This window comes from Streptomyces sp. PA03-3a, from assembly GCF_033792735.1.
Classification (GTDB): Bacteria; Actinomycetota; Actinomycetes; order Streptomycetales; family Streptomycetaceae; genus Actinacidiphila.
Genome location: NZ_JARAVM010000045.1, coordinates 14,511 through 34,140, shown reverse-complemented (window position 1 = coordinate 34,140; position 19,630 = coordinate 14,511). Strand labels below are relative to the sequence as shown.

Below are 19,630 nucleotides of genomic sequence, written 5' to 3'. Positions count from 1 at the left end.
GCCCGGGCCGGTACGGCCTAGCGGCCCACCTGCCCCAGCCAGGTCAGCGTCCGCCGGACCTCCATCGAGAACGGGTGGTGCGGGCCGTGCACCCGGTCGGAGTCGTACAGCAGACGGGACAGCACGTCGTGGGCGGCCACGCGGTCGCCCACCGACAGCAGCAGGTGGCCGATGCGGCGCCGCACCTCCAGCGGCAGGTCGGGATCGGTGGCGCGGTACTGCTCGAAGGAGGGCAGCAGCGCCCGGTACTCGGCGAGTGCCGCGGGAGCCTCACCCAGCTGCTCCAGGCACTGCGCGGCCTCGTAGCGGTACTGCAGCGACTGGCGCCCCAGCGGCCCCGACTCCGCGGCGAGTTCGTCCGCGAGCCGGCGCAGCTCCGGCAGGGCGCGGCGGTACTGGCCGTCCTCCATCAGCGTGGCCGCGTACTGCTTGCGCAGCATCCGTACGACCGGTGACTGCTCGCCGTGCTTCTCCGCGGCGGCCGGGAGCACGCCGCCCAGGATGTCGACCGCCTGGGTGATGCGGCCGGCGTCGAGCAGCCGCTTCACCTCGTCGACCGCCTCCGCGATGCCCTGGCCCGCGGGGGCCGCGGTCATGCCCGGGGCGGGGGTGGGCTGCGGCGGGGCGGCCGGCCGGTCCGGCCACGGGGCGAGCGGTCGCAGGAAGGGGCGGGTGGGGTCCATCGGCCCGAGGGGGCGGTGGACGGGGCCGGGCACCGGCAGCAGCGGCGCCAGCCTGCGGTAGGTCTCCTGGGCGTCGGCCGGCCGGTGCTGCGGGTCCTTCGCCAGCAGCTGCAGCACCAGCGCCTCCAGCGGCTCCGGCACCTCCGGGCGCACCTGCCGCAGCGGCACGGGCTGCTCGTACAGGTGCCGGTGGAGCACGCCGAGTGCCGTCGAACCCGCGAACGGGACGGTGCCGCTGACCAGTTCGTGCAGCAGGACCCCGAGCGCGTACAGGTCCGTGCGGGGGCCGACGGCGCCGCTCATCGCCTGCTCCGGCGCCATGTACGCGGGGGTCCCGATGGGCGTGCCGGTGTGGGTGAGCCGGGTCGTGTCGGTGTCGAGCACGGAGGCGACGCCGAGGTCCAGGACGACCACGGTGCCGTCGGGACGCACCATCACGTTGCGGGGCTTGAGGTCGCGGTGCACGATCGGCACCGCGTGCACCGCCGCCAGCACGGCGCACAGCTGCGCCGCGACGGCGACCGCCCACGGCCAGGGGTAGGGGTCGTGCTCGGCGAGGTGGTCGGCGAGGTCGGCGCCCTCCACGTACTGCATGACGAAGTACAGCTCGTCGGCGTCGCTGCCCGCGTCGTGGACGGTGACCAGCCCCGGATGGTCGACCTGCGCGGTGACGCGGCACTCCCGCACGAAGCGCCGGCGCAGCTCCTCGGCGTCGGCGCCGCCCGCCACCTTGTCCGGACGCAGCAGCTTCACGGCCACCCGGCGGTCCAGCCGCCGGTCGTAGGCGGTCCACACCTGGCCCATGCCGCCCTGGCCGAGGACCGTGGCCAGCTCGTATCGGCCGGCGACGATCCGTCCGTTCACTGACCGCCCTCCTGCTTGCGCAGCAGGTCGCTCAGCTCGTCCAGTTCCGCCCGCACCTGGTTGATCCGCGGCTGGTGCGGGGGCGCCGGCGGCGCGGGTGCCTGCGGCGCGGGGGGCGGGGGCGTGCGGTACGGGTTGTAGTCCGCCGGCGGCTGCGGCGGCGCCGGCTGGTGCGGCGGCGGGTACGGCACGGTCGTGGCGTACGACGGGTAGCCGGGCGCACCTTCCGCCCGTGCCAGCGCCAGGTCGGCCACCAGGTAGTGGACGCCGACCAGGGGGACGAGGGCGATGACGGTGAGCAGCGCCACGTCGGTCCAGGGGTTGTTCTCCGACAGGGTGCCGATGGTCGCGAAGGAGGCGAGGCTCGCCGCGGTCGCGGTCCAGAAGAGGACCCAGTCCATGGCCCGGCGGCGCCGGACGGCCAGGTGCAGCAGGGGGAGGCAGGCCAGGAAGCCGCAGCTGATCGCGGTGATCGTGAGGAAGATGGCGCGGAGGGCGGTCGCCGTGGCCTTGGACTGAGCCGGTGGGTACGGCGGGACCGGGCCGGGGCCGTTCGTCACTGCTCTCGGACTCCCTGGGACATCAGTGCGGGGGACAGCTGCGAGTGGTATCGCGAGAGTATCCGCCGCCACCGACGGGCTGTCACCCGATCCCGTAACTATTCGGGACGCACCGTGCCGTCGGTCAGTCCGTCGTAGAGCCCCTGCACCAACTGCTCACCCAGCTGCCCCGCCAGCCGCAGGGCCTCCTCGAACGCGGCCAGGGTGCGAAAGCGCTCCCCGTACCGGCGCTGGTCGGTCAGCGGCAGCCGCGGCACCTGGAGGCGGCGGACGTCCAGCCGGGTCGCGGTGGAGGCGTAGCTGCTGGCCTGGCGGTTGTTGGCGGTGCCGCGCAGGAAGCCGGCGAGGAACCAGGGGTCCAGGGCGGCCGGGTCGGGGCGCAGCAGGTGAAGGTTGCGGCCCAGCGCCGCCCCGGCGGTGGCGGCGTCGACGACGCGCGCGGCCGAACCCCGGCCGAGCACCGGGACGACGACGTCGCCCTCCTGCGTCAGGACCGGCTCCTCCCCGGGCGGCCCCTCGGGCAGGGTGCCGCTGGGCGCGCCGCCGCCGAGGACGTCGTGCTCGGTGAGCACGGCGGGACCGCCGTCGGGGCGGGCGCTGCCGTTGCCGCCCGCGCGCAGCACCAGTGCCCCGGCGCGGGCCAGTTCGCCGACCGTGGTGAGCGGCCAGCGGGCGGGCTCGGCCGCCCCGGCGGGGGCGGGGGCGAGTTCCGCGCTGCGCAGCAGGGTGGCCGCCAGCCGGTCGCGCACCCCGGCGAGCTCGGCCGCCCCGCCGGCCGCGGCGGGCGGTGGCAGATGCCGGGCGGGGGCCAGGTCCACGTCGTCGTCGAGCAGGTCGATGACCTTCAGGGCGCGGCTCACACCGGGCCGCTCCTCGGTGGTGCCGTGCCGGTCGAAGGACTGCCAGGCGTCCAGCACGGTGGCGCGCACCGTCTGCCAGGGCGCCTTCTCGCCCCCGGGGGCGGCGTCCTGCGAGCCCGCCGTGTCGACCAGCAGCAGGTGCGGGGAGACCGGCGTGCCGGTGCCGGGCCTGCGGAGCACCCACAGATGGAGCGGGATGCCGTACGGGGGCGCGGCGCCGGCCGGGAGCGCGACCACCGCGCGCAGCGCGCCGCGCCGCAGCAGGTCGGCGCGGATCCGGCGGCCGGAGCGGCGCGAGGCGGCGGCGGGCGGCATCAGCAGCACGACCGTCCCGCCCTCGCGGACCCGTGCCAGACAGTGCTGCACCCAGGCGAGTTCGGACTCGGTGCGGGCCGGGAAGCCGTACTCGAAGCGGGGGTCGTAGGCGAGGTCCTCGTGGCCCCAGTTGCGCTCGTTGAACGGCGGGTGGCACAGCACCGCGTCGGCGGCGAGCCCGGGGAAGGCGTCGGCGCGCAGGCTGTCGCCGCCCGCGACCTGTACCGCGGCGGCAGGGTCGGCGTGCAGGGCGAGCCGCAGCGCCGCGAGCGCGGCCAGGTCCGGGTCGGCCTCCTGGCCGTACACCTCGTGCGGCGCCTCGGCGGCACGCAGCAGGGTGCCGGTGCCGCAGGCGGGGTCCAGCACGGTACGGGCGGGGCCGGCCAGTGCGGCCATCAGCTCGGCGGGCGCGGGCGGGGTCAGCGTGTACTGCCGGGGGTTGGCGTCCAGATAGCGCCCGAGCAGGAACTCGTAGGCCTGGCGCGGTCCCATCCCGGCGGCGAGTTCGGCGGCTCCGCGCAGCAGTTCGGCGTCGACGGGCGCGCCGGGGGCGAACCGTCCCCCGAAGTGCCGCTCGAAGAGCTCCCCTACCGCCTCCCCGGCCTCCGTGCCCTGCGCGCCCTTCATCCGGGTTGCGGCGTCGGGGCGTTCACGGACCAGCAGGCAGACGGCGCCGGCCTGCCGGAGGGCGGCCGCGGTTCCGGCGGGATGCGACTCGGCCCGCTGCCAGACCCGTTCGCGCAGCGGGACCTCGGCGAGTTTGCCCTGGGCGCGGAGCCAGCCCTCGACCTCGGACAGCGCGAAGGCCGGGCTGGTGTCGGTGCCCCCCACCGGCTTGGGGAAGTCGGCGTGCCTGCGGCGCCAGTTGCTGACGGCCGCCCGCCCCACCCCGGCCAGCCGCGCGATCCCGGCGGCGGTCACCTCGCTTGCGTTCTCCGGCACCTGGCTGGCTCCCTTCCCGCGCGGGGTGCGGCTGTGGCCACGAGCATACCGGTGAACGCAAGATACGAGGCTTCACGCCGTGAATTCACGCGAATCGCAATCGCATGTTGACTCGGTTCACACCTCATGCTGTGATTGACCCATCGGTTCACGGAGTCCCTCGGCGTTCCGCCGGCCCGCAACCGTCATCCACACGCTGTCCACCAAGGGGGACGACCCACATGACCACCTCTCGCCGCGTGCTCACGGCCCTCGGCTGCGCCGCCGCCGCCCTCACCATGGCCGCCTGCGGCCCGCTCGGCGGTACGGCGGAACCCGCCTCCACCGCCCTCGCCGACCAGCCGGTCGCCACGATCGGGAAGAAGTCCCTGGCCGCCATGAAGTCCGCCCCGGCGATGACCGTCGCCCTCGACGGCATCACCGACGGCGAGCCGATGAAGTTCCGTATGACGATGGGCAGGACGGGCGACTGCAAGGGCGAGGTCACCGCCGAGGGCGGCACCATGCAGCTCGTCAAGGCGGGCCCCTCGCTCTACATGAAGGGCGACGACGCCTTCTGGAAGGCCCAGGGCTCCGACGGCGCCGCACTGAAGGACCTCCTCGGCGGCCGGTGGATGAAGACCAAGGCCGACGCGCCGGACAACAAGGACCTCGTCGAAACCTGCGACCTCGACGCGTTCCTCGCCGAGCTGGAGAAGGACTCGGACGGCGACCTCGGCGGGAAGAAGGGCGAGCCCGTCACCCTCGACGGCACGCCCGCCGTGCCGATCACCAGCAAGGACGGCGCCGAGACCACCACCGCCTACGTGGCGACCGAGGGCAAGCCGTACGTGCTGAAGGTGGTCGTCAAGGGCGGCAAGGAGCCCGGCACCCTGCTCTTCTCCGACTTCGACAAGCCGGAGAAGGTCACCGCCCCGGCGGCCAAGGACGCCGTCGACATCGACAAGCTGGCCGGCTGAGCCCACCAGCTAAGATCCCCCGGCCCTGGCGCACGCCGTGCCAGGGCCGTCCCCTTCCCGAGAACGGCGGAACCGCACCATGGAAGACCGGATACCCGACGACGTCGCGGCCCTGGCCGCGGCCGAGGGACTCGGCCGGCACCGTCTCACGATCCTGCCGAAGCGCCACGGCTTCCTGATGACGTGCAACTTCGTGTTCATGACCCTCGTGGGACTGGCCTGCTTCGTCCTGCCCGGCGTGTGGTTCCTCCGCCAGGCCCTGCGGACCCCCAACTTCTCCCGCAGGGCCGCCGCCCGCCGGCTCCACTTCTTCGAGGCCGGACTGATCGAGATCGACCACGCCGGCGTCCCCGCCGCCTTCCGCTGGGACTCGTTGACGGTGCTGCAGGAGATCACCGAGTCCTACGTCAACGGCATCCACGTCGCCACCGGTTACCGCTACACGCTGCACAAGCAGGACGGCACCGTCCGGAAGATCCTCAACTTCTACGCGGAGCCCGAGCGGTGGGGACCGTTCATCCAGCAGGAGGTGGCCGGGTTCCAGCTGCCGGGCATGCTCAGAATGCTGGCGGAGGGAGGGACACTGACCTTCGGTGAGATCTCGGTCAACCGCACCGGCGTCGCGACGCCCCGGCGCGGAGCCGTCACCTGGCGGGAGATCGAGGATGTGCGGGTGAACAACGGCGTGCTCGTGCTGAAGAAGGCGGGCAAGTCCCTGTCCTGGTCCTCCAGGAAGGTCAAGGACATCCCGAACTTCCTCCTGTTCCTCTCCCTTGTCGACGAACTGCGCCGAACCACCGCCGCGCGCTGACCGTCCGCCCGCCGTACGCCCCCTGCCGGGCCGGGCTCCCCACCCCCTAGAGTGCCAAGGTGCTTACAACCAGGGCGGGAACGGCAGCGGCGGCCGTCGCCGTGCTGCTCGGCGCGGGTCTGGCCGGCTGCACCGGCGAGGGCCTCGGCAGCGGCACGGGCAGCGGAGCCGGGAGCGACGGGGCGCCGAAGGGCAGCGCGCTCAAGGCGCTGGACGACCTGGAGGTGAAGGGCCGGGCGCCCAAGACGGGTTACGCGCGGGACGAGTTCGGCGCGGCCTGGGCGGACACCGACCACAACGGCTGCGGCACCCGCGACGACATACTCCGCCGCGACCTCACGGGCACCTCCCTCCGCGCCGACCGGGGCGGGGACTGCGTGGTCGTCTCGGGCACCCTCGCCGACCCCTACACCGGCAGGCGGATCGACTTCACACGCGGCCGCAGCACGGTCGACATCGACCACGTCGTGGCGCTCAGCGACGCCTGGCAGAAGGGCGCCAAGTACTGGTCCCGCGACAAGCGCAGGCAGATCGCCAACGACCCCCTCAACCTCCTCGCCGTCGACGGGCCGACCAACCGCGGCAAGGGCGACGGCGACGCGGCGACCTGGCTGCCGCCGGACAAGGCCTTCCGCTGCCCTTACGTGGCCCGCCAGGTCGCGGTGAAGAAGAAGTACGGGCTGTGGGTCACCGAGGCCGAGAAGGCCGCCATGGCGAAGGTGCTGGACACCTGCCCCGACGAGCCCCTGCCGGACGCCGGCAAGCCGGCCGCGTCCGGCGGCGGCCCGGATTCCGGCGGCGGAGGCGGCGACGGGGACGGGGACGGGGACGGCAAGGAGGGCACCGCACCCTCGCCCGATGCCACGTACGCGAACTGCGCCGCGGTCCGCGAGGCCGGCGCCGCCCCGCTGCGCCGCGGCGATCCCGGTTACTCGCGTTCGCTGGACCGCGATGGAGACGGTGTCGCCTGCGACACCTGAGGTGCCGCGAATCGTTTGCGCAGTGTGTTGTGCAGAGTGCTGGATATCCCGGCGCCTCGCTCAATATCCTCGATCACTGCATCACTGCCAGGTCGTGCACCGTCGCTCGATCCCTTGCCGGGAGGCAAAAATGCTCCGCCGCAGGACCGCGCTCTCCGTCACCGCCGCCGCAGCCGTGCTGCTCGCGGCGCCGCTGCTGACGTCCTGCGGTACACCGCACGCGGGTGCCGCGGCCGTCGTGGGCGGCGAGCAGATCACCGTGGAGGCGGTCCAGGCGAAGGTCGCCGCCGTCCGCGCCGCGCAGGAGAAGACCCCGCAGGCCGCCCAGCTCATCGAGGCCAGCAGCGATCTGCAGCGCAACGTCGTGCACCGCCTGGTGCAGAACGAGGTGATCGAGCGGGCGGCCGACGACATCGGCGTCTCCGTCACCCGGCGCGAGCTCCAGGCCGCCCGGGGGGCCAGCGAGCAGCAGGCCGGCGGCAGGGCGGCCCTGGAGGCCCAGTTGCTGCAGACCTACGCGATGGTGCCCGCCGACATCGACGAGAGCATCCGCACCGACCTGCTGATGCAGAAGGTCGCCGCCCACTACGGCGCCGACGTGCAGACCCCCGAGGGGCAGACGGCGCTGATCAAGGTGCTGCGGGACACGTCGAAGAGCCTGCGCATCGACGTCAACCCGCGCTACGGCACGTGGAACTCCGACAAGCTCGACCTGGACGCCACCAAGGACCCGTGGCTGTCCGAGGTCAGCCGCCGTTCCGCCCAGGCCTGAGCCTGGTCCGAGCGTGACGTGGGACGCAGCGTGGCCGGGGCCGGGTCCGATCGCGGGCCCGGCCCCGGTGCCGTTCCGCGGCGAGGTAGTTTCGTCGGGTGGACCACTCCGATGACTCCGCCCTCCCGGGCCGCCTGGTACTGCTGACCACCACCCACCGGATCGCCCCCGGCCTGCTCTCCTGGCCCGCCTGGGAGCTGCTGCGCGCCGCCGATCTGGTCGTCTGCCCCGACCCGGGGAATCCGCAGCTGCCGTACCTGCGCGAGGCCGGGGTCGCCGTCGAGTCGTCCGCACCCACCGGGCGGGAGCTGGTCGACCTCACCGGGGGCGGGCGCACCGTGGTCTACCTGGCCGGCGGCGAGGGCGACCGCGCCGTCACCGACGAACTCTCCCGGCTCGGCGGCTCCGGCCGGGTCCACATGCCGGACCTGGAGCTGCTGCCCGGCTCCTACGACCTGCCGGGCGCGCGGCTGCTCGACCTGGTGCAGGTGATGGACCGGATCCGCCGCGAGTGCCCCTGGAGCAGCGTCCGTACCACCGAGGAACTGGTGAAGTACGGCATCGAGGAGGTCTACGAGCTCGCCGAGGCCGCCGAGGAGGGCGACCGGGAGGCCCTGCGCGAGGAGCTCGGCGACGTGCTGCTGCAGGTCGTCTTCCACGCGCGGATCGCGCAGGACGACCCGGAGGAGCCGTTCTCGATCGACGACGTCGCCGCCACCATCGTGGACAAGCTGATCCACCGGCACCCGCACGTCTTCGGCGACGCCGTCGCCGAGACGGCGGAGGACGTCCGCGAGCACTGGCTGCGCACCAAGGCGGAGGAGAAGCGGCGCGGCTCGGTCACCGAGGGCATCCCCCTCGGCCAGCCCGCGCTCGCCCTCGCCGCCAAGCTCGGCTCCCGGGCCCGCCAGGCGGGCCTGTCCGTGGCCGTACCGGACCAGGACGCCGCCGACACCGGTGAGCGCCTGCTGGCGCTCGCCCTCGCCGCCCAGGCGGCCGGCATCGACCCGGAGTCCGCCCTGCGCGCTGCCGCGCGCCGCTACCGGGACGCGATCCTGGAGGCCGAGAAGACGGGCTGACCTGCCGCGGAACATCTCCTTCCGCTGTTGTGCGTCAGCCTGGGGCACAGCGGGTAAATAGAACATATGCGAGCACTGGAACAGATCCAGCTGGCCGTGCCGCACGACTACATCGTCGGCATCGCGCCGTTGGTAGTGGGCATCTTCCTGGTCGGGATCCTGGTCGGCGCCGTGTCGATCGGGATGTGGGCCCGTGGCAAGGAACCGCCCCCGGAGCAGAAACCGCAGCCCCGCGGCGGGGCGTGGCACACCCGCCAGGAGTACGGCAGGGAGACCCCGGCCGACCACGGGCCCGGCCACCAGGACGGCGAGCGGCACACGCTCACCGAATGGCGTGAGCCGGACGAATGGCCCCAGGACGGCATCCGGCACCTCCCGCACTCCCTCAAGGGCTTCGGCAACTGGGGCTCCCATGGCGTGAGCGGCCCGCAGGGCGGCGCCCCGAGCCCCGGCACCCGCAGCCCCGAGGGCACCCGCCGTCCGGCGGGCGCCGCGGGCGGGGCGGGCGGGGTCCCCCGAGGCGCACCGACCCGTTCCGGGCCGGGCCAGGAGGAGAGCGGCAAGGAAGAGCACTGAGCGGAGGCCGAGAAAGCGGCGGCCGGGCCCGGGCCCGGCCGCCGCCCTCGGGCGGCCCCCAGGCCGTGTCGTCACATGCCCTCCCCCGACCTTCGGCCGGGGGTGCCCCCACTCAGCGACGCCTGGCACGGCACTCCCCCGGCTCCGCTGGGAGGTGCCCCCACGCTGCGTTGTCGCATCGTCCGAGTAGCCCCCTACGAGGACGATCCTCCGCCTTGCGATGCACCGCACCGGGGGCCCCTCCCAGCGTCAGCTGGGGGAGCCGCTGAGCCCGCCCTTCGGGCGGCCGGCACTCATTTGACGACAAGGCCTAGGCTCACGGCCATGCGCATCGAGGTACCGCACACATGGCCGCGCGACGAGGCGGAGGCCCTGGCGCTGCAGGACCGGCTGCGCCCGCTGGCGGACCACCACAGCCCCGGCCCGCAGCGGCCGCGTCACGTGGCCGGACTGGACGTCGCCTACGGCGGCGGCCACGGTGCCGAGGGCGACATCGTCGCCGCCGCCGTCGTCGTGCTCGACACCGCGACGCTGGCACCGGTCGAGCAGGTCACGGCCACCGCCCGGGCCGCTTTCCCGTACGTGCCCGGGCTCTTCGCCTTCCGTGAACTGCCCGTGCTGATCGACGCGCTGGAGAAGCTCTCCGTCACACCCGACCTGCTGCTCTGCGACGGCCAGGGCCTGGCGCACCCGCGCCGCTTCGGGCTCGCCTGCCATCTGGGGGTGGTCACCGGCGTGCCGGCCGCGGGGGTGGCGAAGACGCCGTTCGTCGGCAGCTGGGACCCGGCCGCGCTCGGTGACGCCCGGGGATCGAGCGCGCCGTTGGTGGACGCGGGGGAGACGGTGGGCCGGGTGCTGCGCACCCAGAGCGGGGTGAAGCCGGTCTACGTCTCGACCGGCCACGGCGTCGACCTGGACACCGCCTGCCGCCATGTGCTGGCCCTCGCCCCCGCCTACCGCCTCCCGGAGACGACCAGGCTCGCCGACCGGCTCAGTCGCGACCGGCTAACGTCATGGGGTGCATGACAGTGTGACCCCCGACCCCGGCATCCCGGCCGCCCCCGAACTGTTCACCTGGCAGTTCGCGACCGATCCGTACCCCGCGTACGCCTGGCTGCGCGAGCACTCCCCGGTGCACCGCACGACCCTGCCCAGCGGGGTGGAGGCCTGGCTGGTCACCCGGTACGCGGACGCCAAGCAGGCGCTGGCCGACGCACGGCTCAGCAAGAACCCCGTCCACCACTCCGAACGCGCCCACGCCAAAGGGAAGGTGGGCATCCCGGGCGAGCGCAGCGCCGACCTCATGACGCACCTGCTCAACATCGATCCGCCCGACCACACCCGGCTGCGGCGGCTGGTCTCCAAGGCCTTCACACCGCGCCGCGTGGCCGGGTTCGCGCCGCGTGTGCAGGAGCTCACGGACCGGCTGATCGACGGTTTCGCCGCCAAGGGCGAGGCGGATCTCATCCATGAGTTCGCGTTCCCGCTGCCGATCTACGCCATCTGCGACCTGCTGGGGGTCCCCGCCGAGGACCAGGACGACTTCCGCGACTGGGCGGGCATGATGATCCGGCACGGCGGCGGGCCGCGCGGGGGAGTGGCGCGCTCAGTGAAAAAGATGCGCGCCTACCTGCTGGAACTGATCCACCGCAAGCGCTCGGAGCTCGGCGACGACCTGATCTCGGGGCTGATCCGGGCGAGCGACCACGGTGAGCACCTCACCGAGAACGAGGCCGCCGCGATGGCCTTCATCCTGCTGTTCGCGGGCTTCGAGACGACCGTCAACCTCATCGGCAACGGCACCTACACGCTGCTGCGCCACCCCGAGCAACGACGGCGGCTGCAGGACTCCCTCGCCCGCGGCGAGCACGAACTGCTCGGCACCGCCGTCGAGGAACTGCTGCGCTACGACGGCCCGGTGGAGTTGGCGACCTGGCGCTTCGCCACCGAACCGCTCACCGTCGGCGGGCAGTCCGTGGCCACCGGCGACCCGGTGCTCGTCGTCCTGGCGGCCGCCGACCGCGACCCGGCCCGCTTCTCCGACCCGGACGCCCTGGACCTGTCGCGCCGTGACAACCAGCACCTCGGCTACGGTCACGGCATCCACTACTGCCTCGGCGCGCCGCTCGCACGGCTCGAGGCGCAGGCCGCGCTGGCGACCCTGCTGACCCGGCTGCCGGACCTTCAACTAGCTGCTGATCCAGCCGAGTTGAGGTGGCGGGGCGGTCTGATCATGCGTGGCCTGCGGACCCTGCCGGTCGCGTTCACGCCGGAAAGTGACTGACGTGACGTCAGAACGTGATCTTTGCGTGATCCGTGAGACATCGACTTGTGATGCATGGGCCAAGGCGGCTACGGTCTGGCGCCATCGCAGTATTCGAATGTGAAAGGCGATGGCGCATGCTGAAGTCCGGGAACGGCCGACACCGCAAGCCGCGTCAGGCCCCGACCGCAATGGTCGCGGTCGCGGCGACCGGGGCGGGCCTCACGCTCCCCCTCTTCGCAGCGAGCGGCGCCAGCGCCGCGGACGCCGGCAGCACGTGGAACGCCGTCGCCATGTGCGAGAGCGGCGGCCTGTGGAGCTCGAACACCGGCAACGGGTTCTTCGGCGGTCTGCAGATCACCGAGGAGACCTGGCAGCAGTACGGCGGCGAGCAGTACGCCGAGCGTCCTGACCTCGCCAGCCGCAACGAGCAGATATCCGTGGCGGAGAAGATCCTCGCCGAGCTCGGCCCGGACGCCTGGTCCGGCTGCGCCGACTCCTCGGGGCTCACCGACGCCCTCGACGACCTGCTGCACGGCGGCCACGGCCACGACGGCCAGGGATCGGGTGATTCCACCGGCACCGGGGACGAGGACACCAACGGCACCACCACCGGCGACGACTCCACCGGCACCACCACCCCGGGCACCGGCGACGACACCACCGCCACCCCGGACGCCGAGCCGACCAGCGGCTCCGACGCCTCCGCGACCCCCTCCGCCGGCGACAAGAACGAGGGCAAGGGCACCGGCAAGCACCGCAAGCCGGAGACCGGCACCGCCACCGACGGCCCCGCCACCGGGGACACCACGGGTTCCGCCGGGACCGGCGACCACGGCCCCGCCGGCCTGCCGGCCCACTTCGTGGAGGGCGAGGCCGCCTGGGGCGTCATCCCGCTCGCCACCGACACGCGCGCGGCGGCCGCGAAGGCCGACAGCGGCCGGGACAACGACGCGAGCGCCAAGAGCACCACCGGCAAGCGCTACCTGGTGCAGGAGGGCGACTCGCTCTGCGAGATCGCCATGGAGCAGGACGTGGCGGGCGGCTGGCGCGGCCTGTACGACGCCAACCGCGACGTCATCGGCGACGACCCGAACGCGATCAGCGCCGGTTCGTACCTGGACCTCGGCCGCTGAGCCGCCGGCGCGCCGCCGGGCCGGGTGTCCATCCCCGCCCGGCGGACGAGGGCTGACATCGGGCTGAACTTTCTCCTCCGTTCCGAGCACGGGCGTGTCCATCCCCCGAGCGTGCCCGGCCGGGGCTTTTCGGGTCGGTTAGGCTCATGCCGAAACGAAGAGACATCCAGAAGGAGACCCACGTGCCGTCCATCGACGTCGTCGTAGCCCGGGAAATCCTCGACTCGCGAGGCAACCCCACCGTCGAGGTCGAGGTCGGCCTCGACGACGGCAGCACGGGCCGTGCAGCCGTCCCCTCCGGTGCTTCCACCGGTGCGTTCGAGGCCCTCGAGCTCCGCGACGGCGACAAGAGCCGTTACCTGGGCAAGGGTGTGGAGAAGGCCGTGCTGGCCGTCATCGAGCAGATCGGCCCCGAGCTGGTCGGCTACGACGCGACCGAGCAGCGCCTGATCGACCAGGCGATGTTCGACCTGGACGCCACCCCGGACAAGTCCTCGCTCGGTGCCAACGCCATCCTCGGCGTCTCGCTGGCCGTGGCCCACGCCGCCTCCGAGGCCTCCGACCTGCCGCTCTTCCGGTACCTGGGCGGCCCGAACGCCCACGTGCTGCCGGTCCCGATGATGAACATCCTGAACGGCGGCTCGCACGCCGACTCCAACGTGGACATCCAGGAGTTCATGATCGCCCCCGTGGGCGCGGAGTCCTTCTCCGAGGCCCTGCGCTGGGGCGCCGAGGTCTACCACACCCTCAAGGCGGTCCTGAAGGAGCGCGGCCTGTCCACCGGCCTCGGCGACGAGGGCGGCTTCGCCCCCAACCTGCCGAGCAACCGCGACGCCCTCGACCTGATCGTCGAGGCCATCAAGAAGGCCGGCTACCAGCCGGGCCAGGACATCGCGCTCGCGCTCGACGTGGCCGCCTCCGAGTTCTACAAGGACGGCGGGTACTCCTTCGAGGGCAAGTCCCTGTCGGCGGCCGAGATGACCGCGTACTACGCCGAGCTGGTCGCGGCGTACCCGCTGGTCTCCATCGAGGACCCGCTGAACGAGGAGGACTGGGACGGCTGGAAGACGATCACCGAGGAGCTCGGTGACAAGGTCCAGCTGGTCGGCGACGACCTGTTCGTCACCAACCCCGAGCGGCTGCAGCGCGGCATCGACAGCGCCACCGCCAACGCGCTGCTGGTCAAGGTCAACCAGATCGGCTCCCTGACCGAGACCCTCGACGCGGTCGAGCTGGCCCAGCGCAACGGCTACAAGTGCATGATGTCGCACCGCTCCGGCGAGACCGAGGACGTCACCATCGCCGACCTCGCCGTCGCCACCAACTGCGGCCAGATCAAGACCGGCGCCCCGGCGCGCAGCGAGCGCGTCGCCAAGTACAACCAGCTGCTGCGCATCGAGGAGATCCTCGACGACGCCGCGGTGTACGCCGGCCGCTCCGCGTTCCCCCGCTTCAAGGGCTGAGACCGGCCGTCCGGTGCCGCCCGCCGCGCACGCGGCGGGCGGCACCGTGCGCCGGCAAGGGCCATCCGAACCCCCACCGGAGGTGCACGTGCCGGATCGCTTCTCCACCGCGACGCGCATCCGTGCCCTCGGGGCACAGGCGCAGGCCCGCGTCTACCGCGCGGCCGGCCGGCCGCGGCCCTCGCTGCCCCGCGGCCGCAACCGGCTGACCGGCCGGGCCGCGCTGCTGGCGCTGGTCGTGTGCGCCCTGGTCGTGGCCCTGGCCTACCCCATGCGCCAGTACGTCGCGCAGCGCTCGCAGATCGCCGACCAGCGCAAGCAGGCCGAGCAGGCGCGCAAGCGGGTGGACGAACTGCGGGAGGAGAAGGCCCGCTGGCAGGACCCGGAGTACGTCAAGGCGCAGGCCCGGGCCCGGCTGCACTACGTACTGCCGGGCGAGACGGCGTATACGGTGGTGGAGCCCAGCGGGGCCGCCGCGGCCCCCGAGGACTCCGGCGCCCGCCACAGCGACAGCGCCGCCCGCCGCCCCTGGTACGCCAACCTGTGGGACGGCGTCGACCACGCGGACGCCGCCGCCGCAGCACACCGTTGACGCGAGCCCCGAAAGAGACACGCCCAGGCATGGAAAAGCCCCCGCCGCAGACCGAGCACGCCCCGCCCACCGAGGCGGACATCGCCGCCTTCAAGGAGCAGCTCGGCCGACCGCCGCGCGGCCTGCGGGCCATCGCGCACCGCTGCCCCTGCGGCAACCCAGACGTGGTCGAGACGGCGCCGCGCCTGGAGGACGGGACGCCGTTCCCGACGCTGTACTACCTGACCTGCCCGCGCGCCGCCTCGGCGATCGGCACCCTGGAGGCCGAGGGCGTCATGAAGGAGATGACGGCGCGCCTCGCGGAGGACGAGGAACTCGCCGCCGCCTACCGCGCCGCGCACGAGGACTACATCGCCCGCCGGGACGCCATCGAGGTCCTGGAGGGCTTCCCCAGCGCCGGCGGCATGCCGGACCGGGTCAAGTGCCTGCACGTCCTGGTCGGCCATTCCCTCGCGGCCGGCCCGGGGGTGAACCCGCTGGGCGACGAGACGATCGCGATGCTGCCCGAGTGGTGGCGCAAGGGCCCGTGCGTGAGCCCCTGCGGCGGTGCCGGGCGGCAGGAGGGCGAGGCCCTGTGACCCGGGTCGCCGCCGTCGACTGCGGTACCAACTCCATCCGCCTGCTCGTCGCGGACGCGGACCCCGCGACCGGCGAGATCAAGGACCTGGACCGCCGGATGACGATCGTCCGGCTCGGGCAGGACGTGGACCGTACCGGCCGGCTCGCCCCCGAGGCCCTGGAACGCACCTTCGCGGCCTGCCGTGAGTACGCGGGCGTGATCGGGGAGCTGGGCGCGCGCGAGGTCCGGTTCGTGGCGACCTCCGCCTCCCGCGACGCCGCCAACCGCGACGACTTCGTGCGTGGGGTGGTGGACATCCTCGGCGTCGAGCCCGAGGTGATCACCGGCGCCCAGGAGGCGGAGTTCTCCTTCACCGGTGCCACCAAGGAGCTGACCGGGCGCACGGACCTCGAACGCCCCTTCCTGGTCGTGGACATCGGCGGCGGTTCCACCGAGTTCGTCGTCGGCGACGACCGCGTCAGGGCCGCGCGTTCGGTCGACGTCGGCTGCGTGCGGATGACCGAGCGGCACCTGGTCCGCGACGGCGTGGCCACCGACCCGCCCACCGCCCGTCAGATCGCCGCCATGACGCGGGACATCGACGCCGCCCTCGACCTCGCCGAGCGGACCGTCCCGCTGCGCGAGGCCCGCACCCTCGTCGGGCTGGCCGGTTCCGTCACCACGGTCGCCGCGATCGCGCTGGACCTGCCCGAGTACGACTGGGCCGCCATCCACCACTCCCGCATCCCGGTCGCGACGGTGCGCGAGATCAGCGCCCGCCTGCTGGCCGCCACCCACGCCGAGCGCGCCGCGATCCCGGTGATGCACCCGGGCCGGGTCGACGTGATCGGCGCCGGGGCCCTGGTCCTGCTGCGGATCATGGAGCGGACGGGCGCCCGGGAGGTCGTGGTCTCGGAGCACGACATCCTCGACGGGATCGCCTGGAGCATCGCCTGAGCAGGGCCTTTTCCATCTGAGCGGGCCTTCGGGGCGGGCGTGACACGCCCGCCCCGAAAAGTTCGTGAATTTCTTCACATGAAAGTTCCCGCCGGACGGCCCAACTTTCCGGGGCCGTGGCGCCCCAGGGGCCCCAAAGCCCTTGGGGCACAGGTGTTTCGGCTGTGTTGCGGGGAGGCGGCGGGGTACCCCCGGATGCCGATCTCCGCTGGTCGGAAGGGGCGCTCAACGCCCACAGGCCCCGGCGGGTTCCCCCTGGGTGCTGTGGCCCTGATCACGAAGCGGCGCAGTGTAGCAGAGGGCACCGCAAACCTTGTGAAGGGGCTCACGAGGTACCCCCTCGGGGGTGGTGAATACTCGAAGCATGAGCACCACGGAGCGTCCCAGGATCCTCGTAGTAGGCGGAGGGTACGTCGGCCTGTACGCGGCGCGGCGCATCCTCAAGAAGATGCGTTACGCGGAAGCGACGGTCACCGTCGTCGACCCGCGCTCGTACATGACGTACCAGCCTTTCCTGCCGGAGACCGCCGCCGGCAGTATCTCCCCCCGCCACGTCGTGGTGCCGCTGCGCCGCGTGCTCCCCAAGGCGGAGGTCCTCACCGGCCGGGTCACCACCATCGACCAGGACCGCAAGGTCGCGGTCGTCGAGCCGCTGGTGGGCGAGACCTACGAACTGCCCTTCGACTACCTGGTGGTCGCGCTCGGCGCCGTCTCCCGCACCTTCCCGATCCCGGGTCTCGCGGAGCACGGCATCGGCATGAAGGGTGTCGAGGAGGCCATCGGCCTGCGCAACCACGTGCTGGAGCAGCTCGACAAGGCCGACTCCACCACCGACGAGGACGTCCGCCGCAAGGCGCTCACCTTCGTCTTCGTCGGCGGCGGCTTCGCCGGCGCCGAGACGATCGGCGAGGTCGAGGACATGGCCCGCGACGCGGCGAAGTACTACACCAGCGTCAAGCGCGAGGACATGCGCTTCATCCTCGTCGACGCCGCCGACAAGATCCTCCCCGAGGTCGGCCCCGAACTGGGCACCTGGGGTCTGGAGCACCTGCGCGAGCGCGGCATCGAGGTCTACCTCGGCACCTCCATGACCTCCTGCGTCGACAAGCACGTGGTGCTCGCCAACGGCCTGGAGGTCGACGCCTCCACGATCGTGTGGACCGCGGGCGTCAAGCCCAACCCGGCGCTCGCCAAGTACGGCCTCCCGCTCGGCCCGCGCGGCCACGTGGACACCGCCCCGACGCTCCAGGTCCAGGGCACCGACTACATCTGGTCCGCCGGCGACAACGCCCAGGTCCCCGACCTGGCCTCCGGCCCCGGCGCCTGGTGCCCGCCGAACGCCCAGCACGCGCTGCGCCAGGCCAAGGTCCTCGGCGACAACGTGGTCTCCGGCATGCGGGGCTTCCCGCAGAAGGAGTACAGGCACGCGAACAAGGGCGCCGTCGCCGGCCTCGGCCTGCACAAGGGTGTCGCCCTGATCCGCTTCGGCAAGCTGAAGCTGAAGTTCAAGGGCCGCCTGGCCTGGTACATGCACCGTGGCTACCACGGCATGGCGGTCCCGACCTTCAACCGCAAGATCCGGGTCCTCGCGGACTGGACGCTGGCGGTCTTCCTCAAGCGCGAGGTCGTCTCGCTCGGCGCGATCGAGAACCCCCGCGAGGAGTTCTACGAGGCCGCCAAGCCGGTCCCGGCCGCGGCGGTCACCGCCGAGGCCGTCAAGGCCAAGGCCTGATCAGCTAGCAGTACGGCCGAAGGGCGTCCGCCATCCGTGGGGCGGGCGCCCTTCGTCGTGCCCGTGTCCCTGGCCCCGGGGCACAGGACATGAGATGGGTAGAGGTAAAGAAGCGGTAGCGCGGGAATGTCGGTGTATTCCGCATCCGTTTCCCAGCCCAGTGGACCCGTCTTCATGGAGGCACGGAGGTACGCGCCATGGCCGATGCGGCCGGACGACTGACCGCCCTCGCCGAGCAGGCGCTCGGCGTCCCCGTCCCGTTGCGCATCCGCGCGTGGGACGGCAGCGAGACCGGACCGCCCGACGCCCCGACCCTGGTCGTACGGCACCGCAGGGCGCTGCGCCGGCTGCTGTGGAAGCCCGGCGAACTCGGCCTGGTCCGCGCCTGGGTGGCCGGTGAACTCGACGTCGACGGCGACCTGTACGAGGCGCTGGACCGGCTCTCCGGGCTGGTCTGGGACCGCCCCGCGGAGGACGGCGGGGCCTCGCCGCTCCGTCTGCTCGGCATCGCGCGGGACCCCGGGACCTATCGGCTGGCCCGTGAGGCGCTCGCCCTCGCCGGTCCCGGACTGCCGCCGCCCCCGCCGCCGGAGGAGGTCCGCAGACGCTCCGGCGTGCTGCACAGCCCGATCCGCGACCGGCAGGCGATCAGTCACCACTACAACGTCGGCAACGACTTCTACGAGTTGGTGCTCGGCCCGTCCATGGTCTACTCCTGCGCCTACTGGGAGGGGCCCGACGCGACCCTGGAGGACGCCCAGCGGGCCAAGCTGGACCTCATCTGCCGCAAGCTGGAACTGCAGCCCGGGCAGAGGCTGCTGGACGTCGGCTGCGGCTGGGGCTCCATGGTGCTGCACGCCGCCGAGCACTACGGCGTCCGCGCCACCGGCGTCACGCTCTCCACCGAGCAGGCCTCCTTCGCGCGCAAGCGGGTCGCCGACGCCGGCCTCGCCGACCGGATCGAGATCCGCGTGCAGGACTACCGGGCGGTCGACGACGGGCCGTACGACGCCATCTCCTCGATCGGCATGGCCGAGCACGTGGGCCGTGAGCGCTACCGGCAGTACGCCGGGGTGCTCTACGGGCTGCTGCGGCCCGGTGGGCGGCTGCTCAACCACCAGATCGGCCGCCGCCCCTGGGCGGACGAGGAGGCCTACCACGTCGACGAGTTCATCGACCGGTACGTCTTCCCCGACGGCGAGCTGGCCCCGGTCGGCTCCACGGTCTCCCGGCTGGAGGAGGCCGGGCTGGAGGTACGGGACGTGGAGGCGATCCGCGAGCACTACGCCCTGACCCTGCGGCAGTGGGTCGCCAACCTGGAGGCCCGCTGGCCCGAGGCCGTCCGCCTTGCCGGCGCCGGCCGCGCCCGCGTCTGGCGGCTCTACATGGCGGCCTCCGCGCTCTCCTTCGAGCAGAACCGCATCGGCGTCAACCAGATCCTCGCCGTCCGCCCCGACAAGGACGGCGGCTCCGGGATGCCCCGCACCCGGGCAGACTGGCTGGGCGCGGGCCGCAGGGCCTGAACGC

The 19,630-nt window shown here is 73.0% G+C and carries 18 protein-coding genes; 15 read left to right on the top strand and 3 right to left on the bottom strand.

Annotated features, from left to right (window positions below):
* Positions 1-17: 17 nt before the first annotated feature.
* The 3 genes from PV342_RS35930 to PV342_RS35920 all read right to left on the bottom strand — a co-directional run bounded on the left by PV342_RS35930 (position 18) and on the right by PV342_RS35920 (position 4,224).
* Positions 18-1,547, bottom strand: coding sequence for a serine/threonine-protein kinase (locus PV342_RS35930; protein ID WP_400802629.1), 1,530 nt, complete (start codon positions 1,545-1,547; stop codon positions 18-20).
* Positions 1,544-2,107 (bottom strand): hypothetical protein, encoded by a 564-nt coding sequence (locus PV342_RS35925; RefSeq protein WP_500320355.1) that lies wholly within the window; start codon positions 2,105-2,107, stop codon positions 1,544-1,546. Before PV342_RS35925 ends, PV342_RS35930 begins: the two co-directional genes overlap by 4 nt.
* 98 nt (positions 2,108-2,205) lie before the next feature.
* Positions 2,206-4,224 (bottom strand): N-6 DNA methylase, encoded by a 2,019-nt coding sequence (locus PV342_RS35920; protein ID WP_500320353.1) that lies wholly within the window; start codon positions 4,222-4,224, stop codon positions 2,206-2,208.
* A 221-nt stretch (positions 4,225-4,445) separates the two neighbouring features.
* Between PV342_RS35920 and PV342_RS35915 the strand changes: the two genes are divergently transcribed.
* From PV342_RS35915 to PV342_RS35845, 15 genes are all read left to right on the top strand, one after another.
* Positions 4,446-5,183, top strand: coding sequence for a hypothetical protein (locus tag PV342_RS35915; protein ID WP_400802623.1), 738 nt, complete (start codon positions 4,446-4,448; stop codon positions 5,181-5,183).
* Between the two features lie 79 nt (positions 5,184-5,262).
* Positions 5,263-5,994, top strand: coding sequence for a DUF6585 family protein (locus tag PV342_RS35910; protein WP_500320351.1), 732 nt, complete (start codon positions 5,263-5,265; stop codon positions 5,992-5,994).
* A gap of 59 nt (positions 5,995-6,053) precedes the next feature.
* A complete protein-coding gene (locus PV342_RS35905; protein WP_400802621.1) occupies positions 6,054-6,974 on the top strand; it encodes a GmrSD restriction endonuclease domain-containing protein in 921 nt (306 codons plus the stop codon).
* 130 nt (positions 6,975-7,104) lie between these two features.
* Positions 7,105-7,746: a SurA N-terminal domain-containing protein gene (locus PV342_RS35900; RefSeq protein WP_018559777.1), complete on the top strand. Its 642-nt coding sequence runs from the start codon at positions 7,105-7,107 to the stop codon at positions 7,744-7,746.
* 98 nt (positions 7,747-7,844) lie between these two features.
* Positions 7,845-8,825, top strand: a complete 981-nt coding sequence (locus PV342_RS35895; RefSeq protein WP_361000633.1) for a nucleoside triphosphate pyrophosphohydrolase — start codon at positions 7,845-7,847, stop codon at positions 8,823-8,825.
* 66 nt (positions 8,826-8,891) lie between these two features.
* On the top strand, positions 8,892-9,401 hold the full coding sequence (locus PV342_RS35890; protein WP_500320349.1) for a DUF6479 family protein: 510 nt from the start codon (positions 8,892-8,894) through the stop codon (positions 9,399-9,401).
* A gap of 324 nt (positions 9,402-9,725) precedes the next feature.
* Entirely contained in the window at positions 9,726-10,427 is a 702-nt protein-coding gene (locus PV342_RS35885) for an endonuclease V (protein WP_386988554.1), read from the top strand.
* On the top strand, positions 10,420-11,685 hold the full coding sequence (locus PV342_RS35880) for a cytochrome P450 family protein (protein ID WP_500320347.1): 1,266 nt from the start codon (positions 10,420-10,422) through the stop codon (positions 11,683-11,685). Before PV342_RS35885 ends, PV342_RS35880 begins: the two co-directional genes overlap by 8 nt.
* Positions 11,686-11,801: 116 nt before the next feature.
* Positions 11,802-12,800: a transglycosylase family protein gene (locus PV342_RS35875; RefSeq protein WP_500320345.1), complete on the top strand. Its 999-nt coding sequence runs from the start codon at positions 11,802-11,804 to the stop codon at positions 12,798-12,800.
* A 182-nt stretch (positions 12,801-12,982) separates the two neighbouring features.
* Positions 12,983-14,263 carry a phosphopyruvate hydratase gene (gene eno / locus PV342_RS35870; protein ID WP_400802921.1) on the top strand — a complete coding sequence of 427 codons (1,281 nt, stop codon included), beginning with the start codon at positions 12,983-12,985 and terminating at the stop codon, positions 14,261-14,263.
* Between the two features lie 88 nt (positions 14,264-14,351).
* Positions 14,352-14,855, top strand: coding sequence for an FtsB family cell division protein (locus tag PV342_RS35865; RefSeq protein ID WP_018559770.1), 504 nt, complete (start codon positions 14,352-14,354; stop codon positions 14,853-14,855).
* Positions 14,856-14,884: 29 nt separating this feature from the next.
* Positions 14,885-15,433, top strand: a complete 549-nt coding sequence (locus PV342_RS35860; RefSeq protein WP_018559769.1) for a DUF501 domain-containing protein — start codon at positions 14,885-14,887, stop codon at positions 15,431-15,433.
* Positions 15,430-16,371 carry a Ppx/GppA phosphatase family protein gene (locus PV342_RS35855; protein ID WP_400802610.1) on the top strand — a complete coding sequence of 314 codons (942 nt, stop codon included), beginning with the start codon at positions 15,430-15,432 and terminating at the stop codon, positions 16,369-16,371. The genes PV342_RS35860 and PV342_RS35855 overlap by 4 nt, the downstream gene beginning before the upstream one ends.
* Positions 16,372-16,735: 364 nt before the next feature.
* Positions 16,736-18,103, top strand: coding sequence for an NAD(P)/FAD-dependent oxidoreductase (locus PV342_RS35850; RefSeq protein WP_018559767.1), 1,368 nt, complete (start codon positions 16,736-16,738; stop codon positions 18,101-18,103).
* A gap of 197 nt (positions 18,104-18,300) precedes the next feature.
* Positions 18,301-19,626: a class I SAM-dependent methyltransferase gene (locus PV342_RS35845; RefSeq protein ID WP_361000658.1), complete on the top strand. Its 1,326-nt coding sequence runs from the start codon at positions 18,301-18,303 to the stop codon at positions 19,624-19,626.
* The last annotated feature ends 4 nt before the right edge of the window (positions 19,627-19,630 follow it).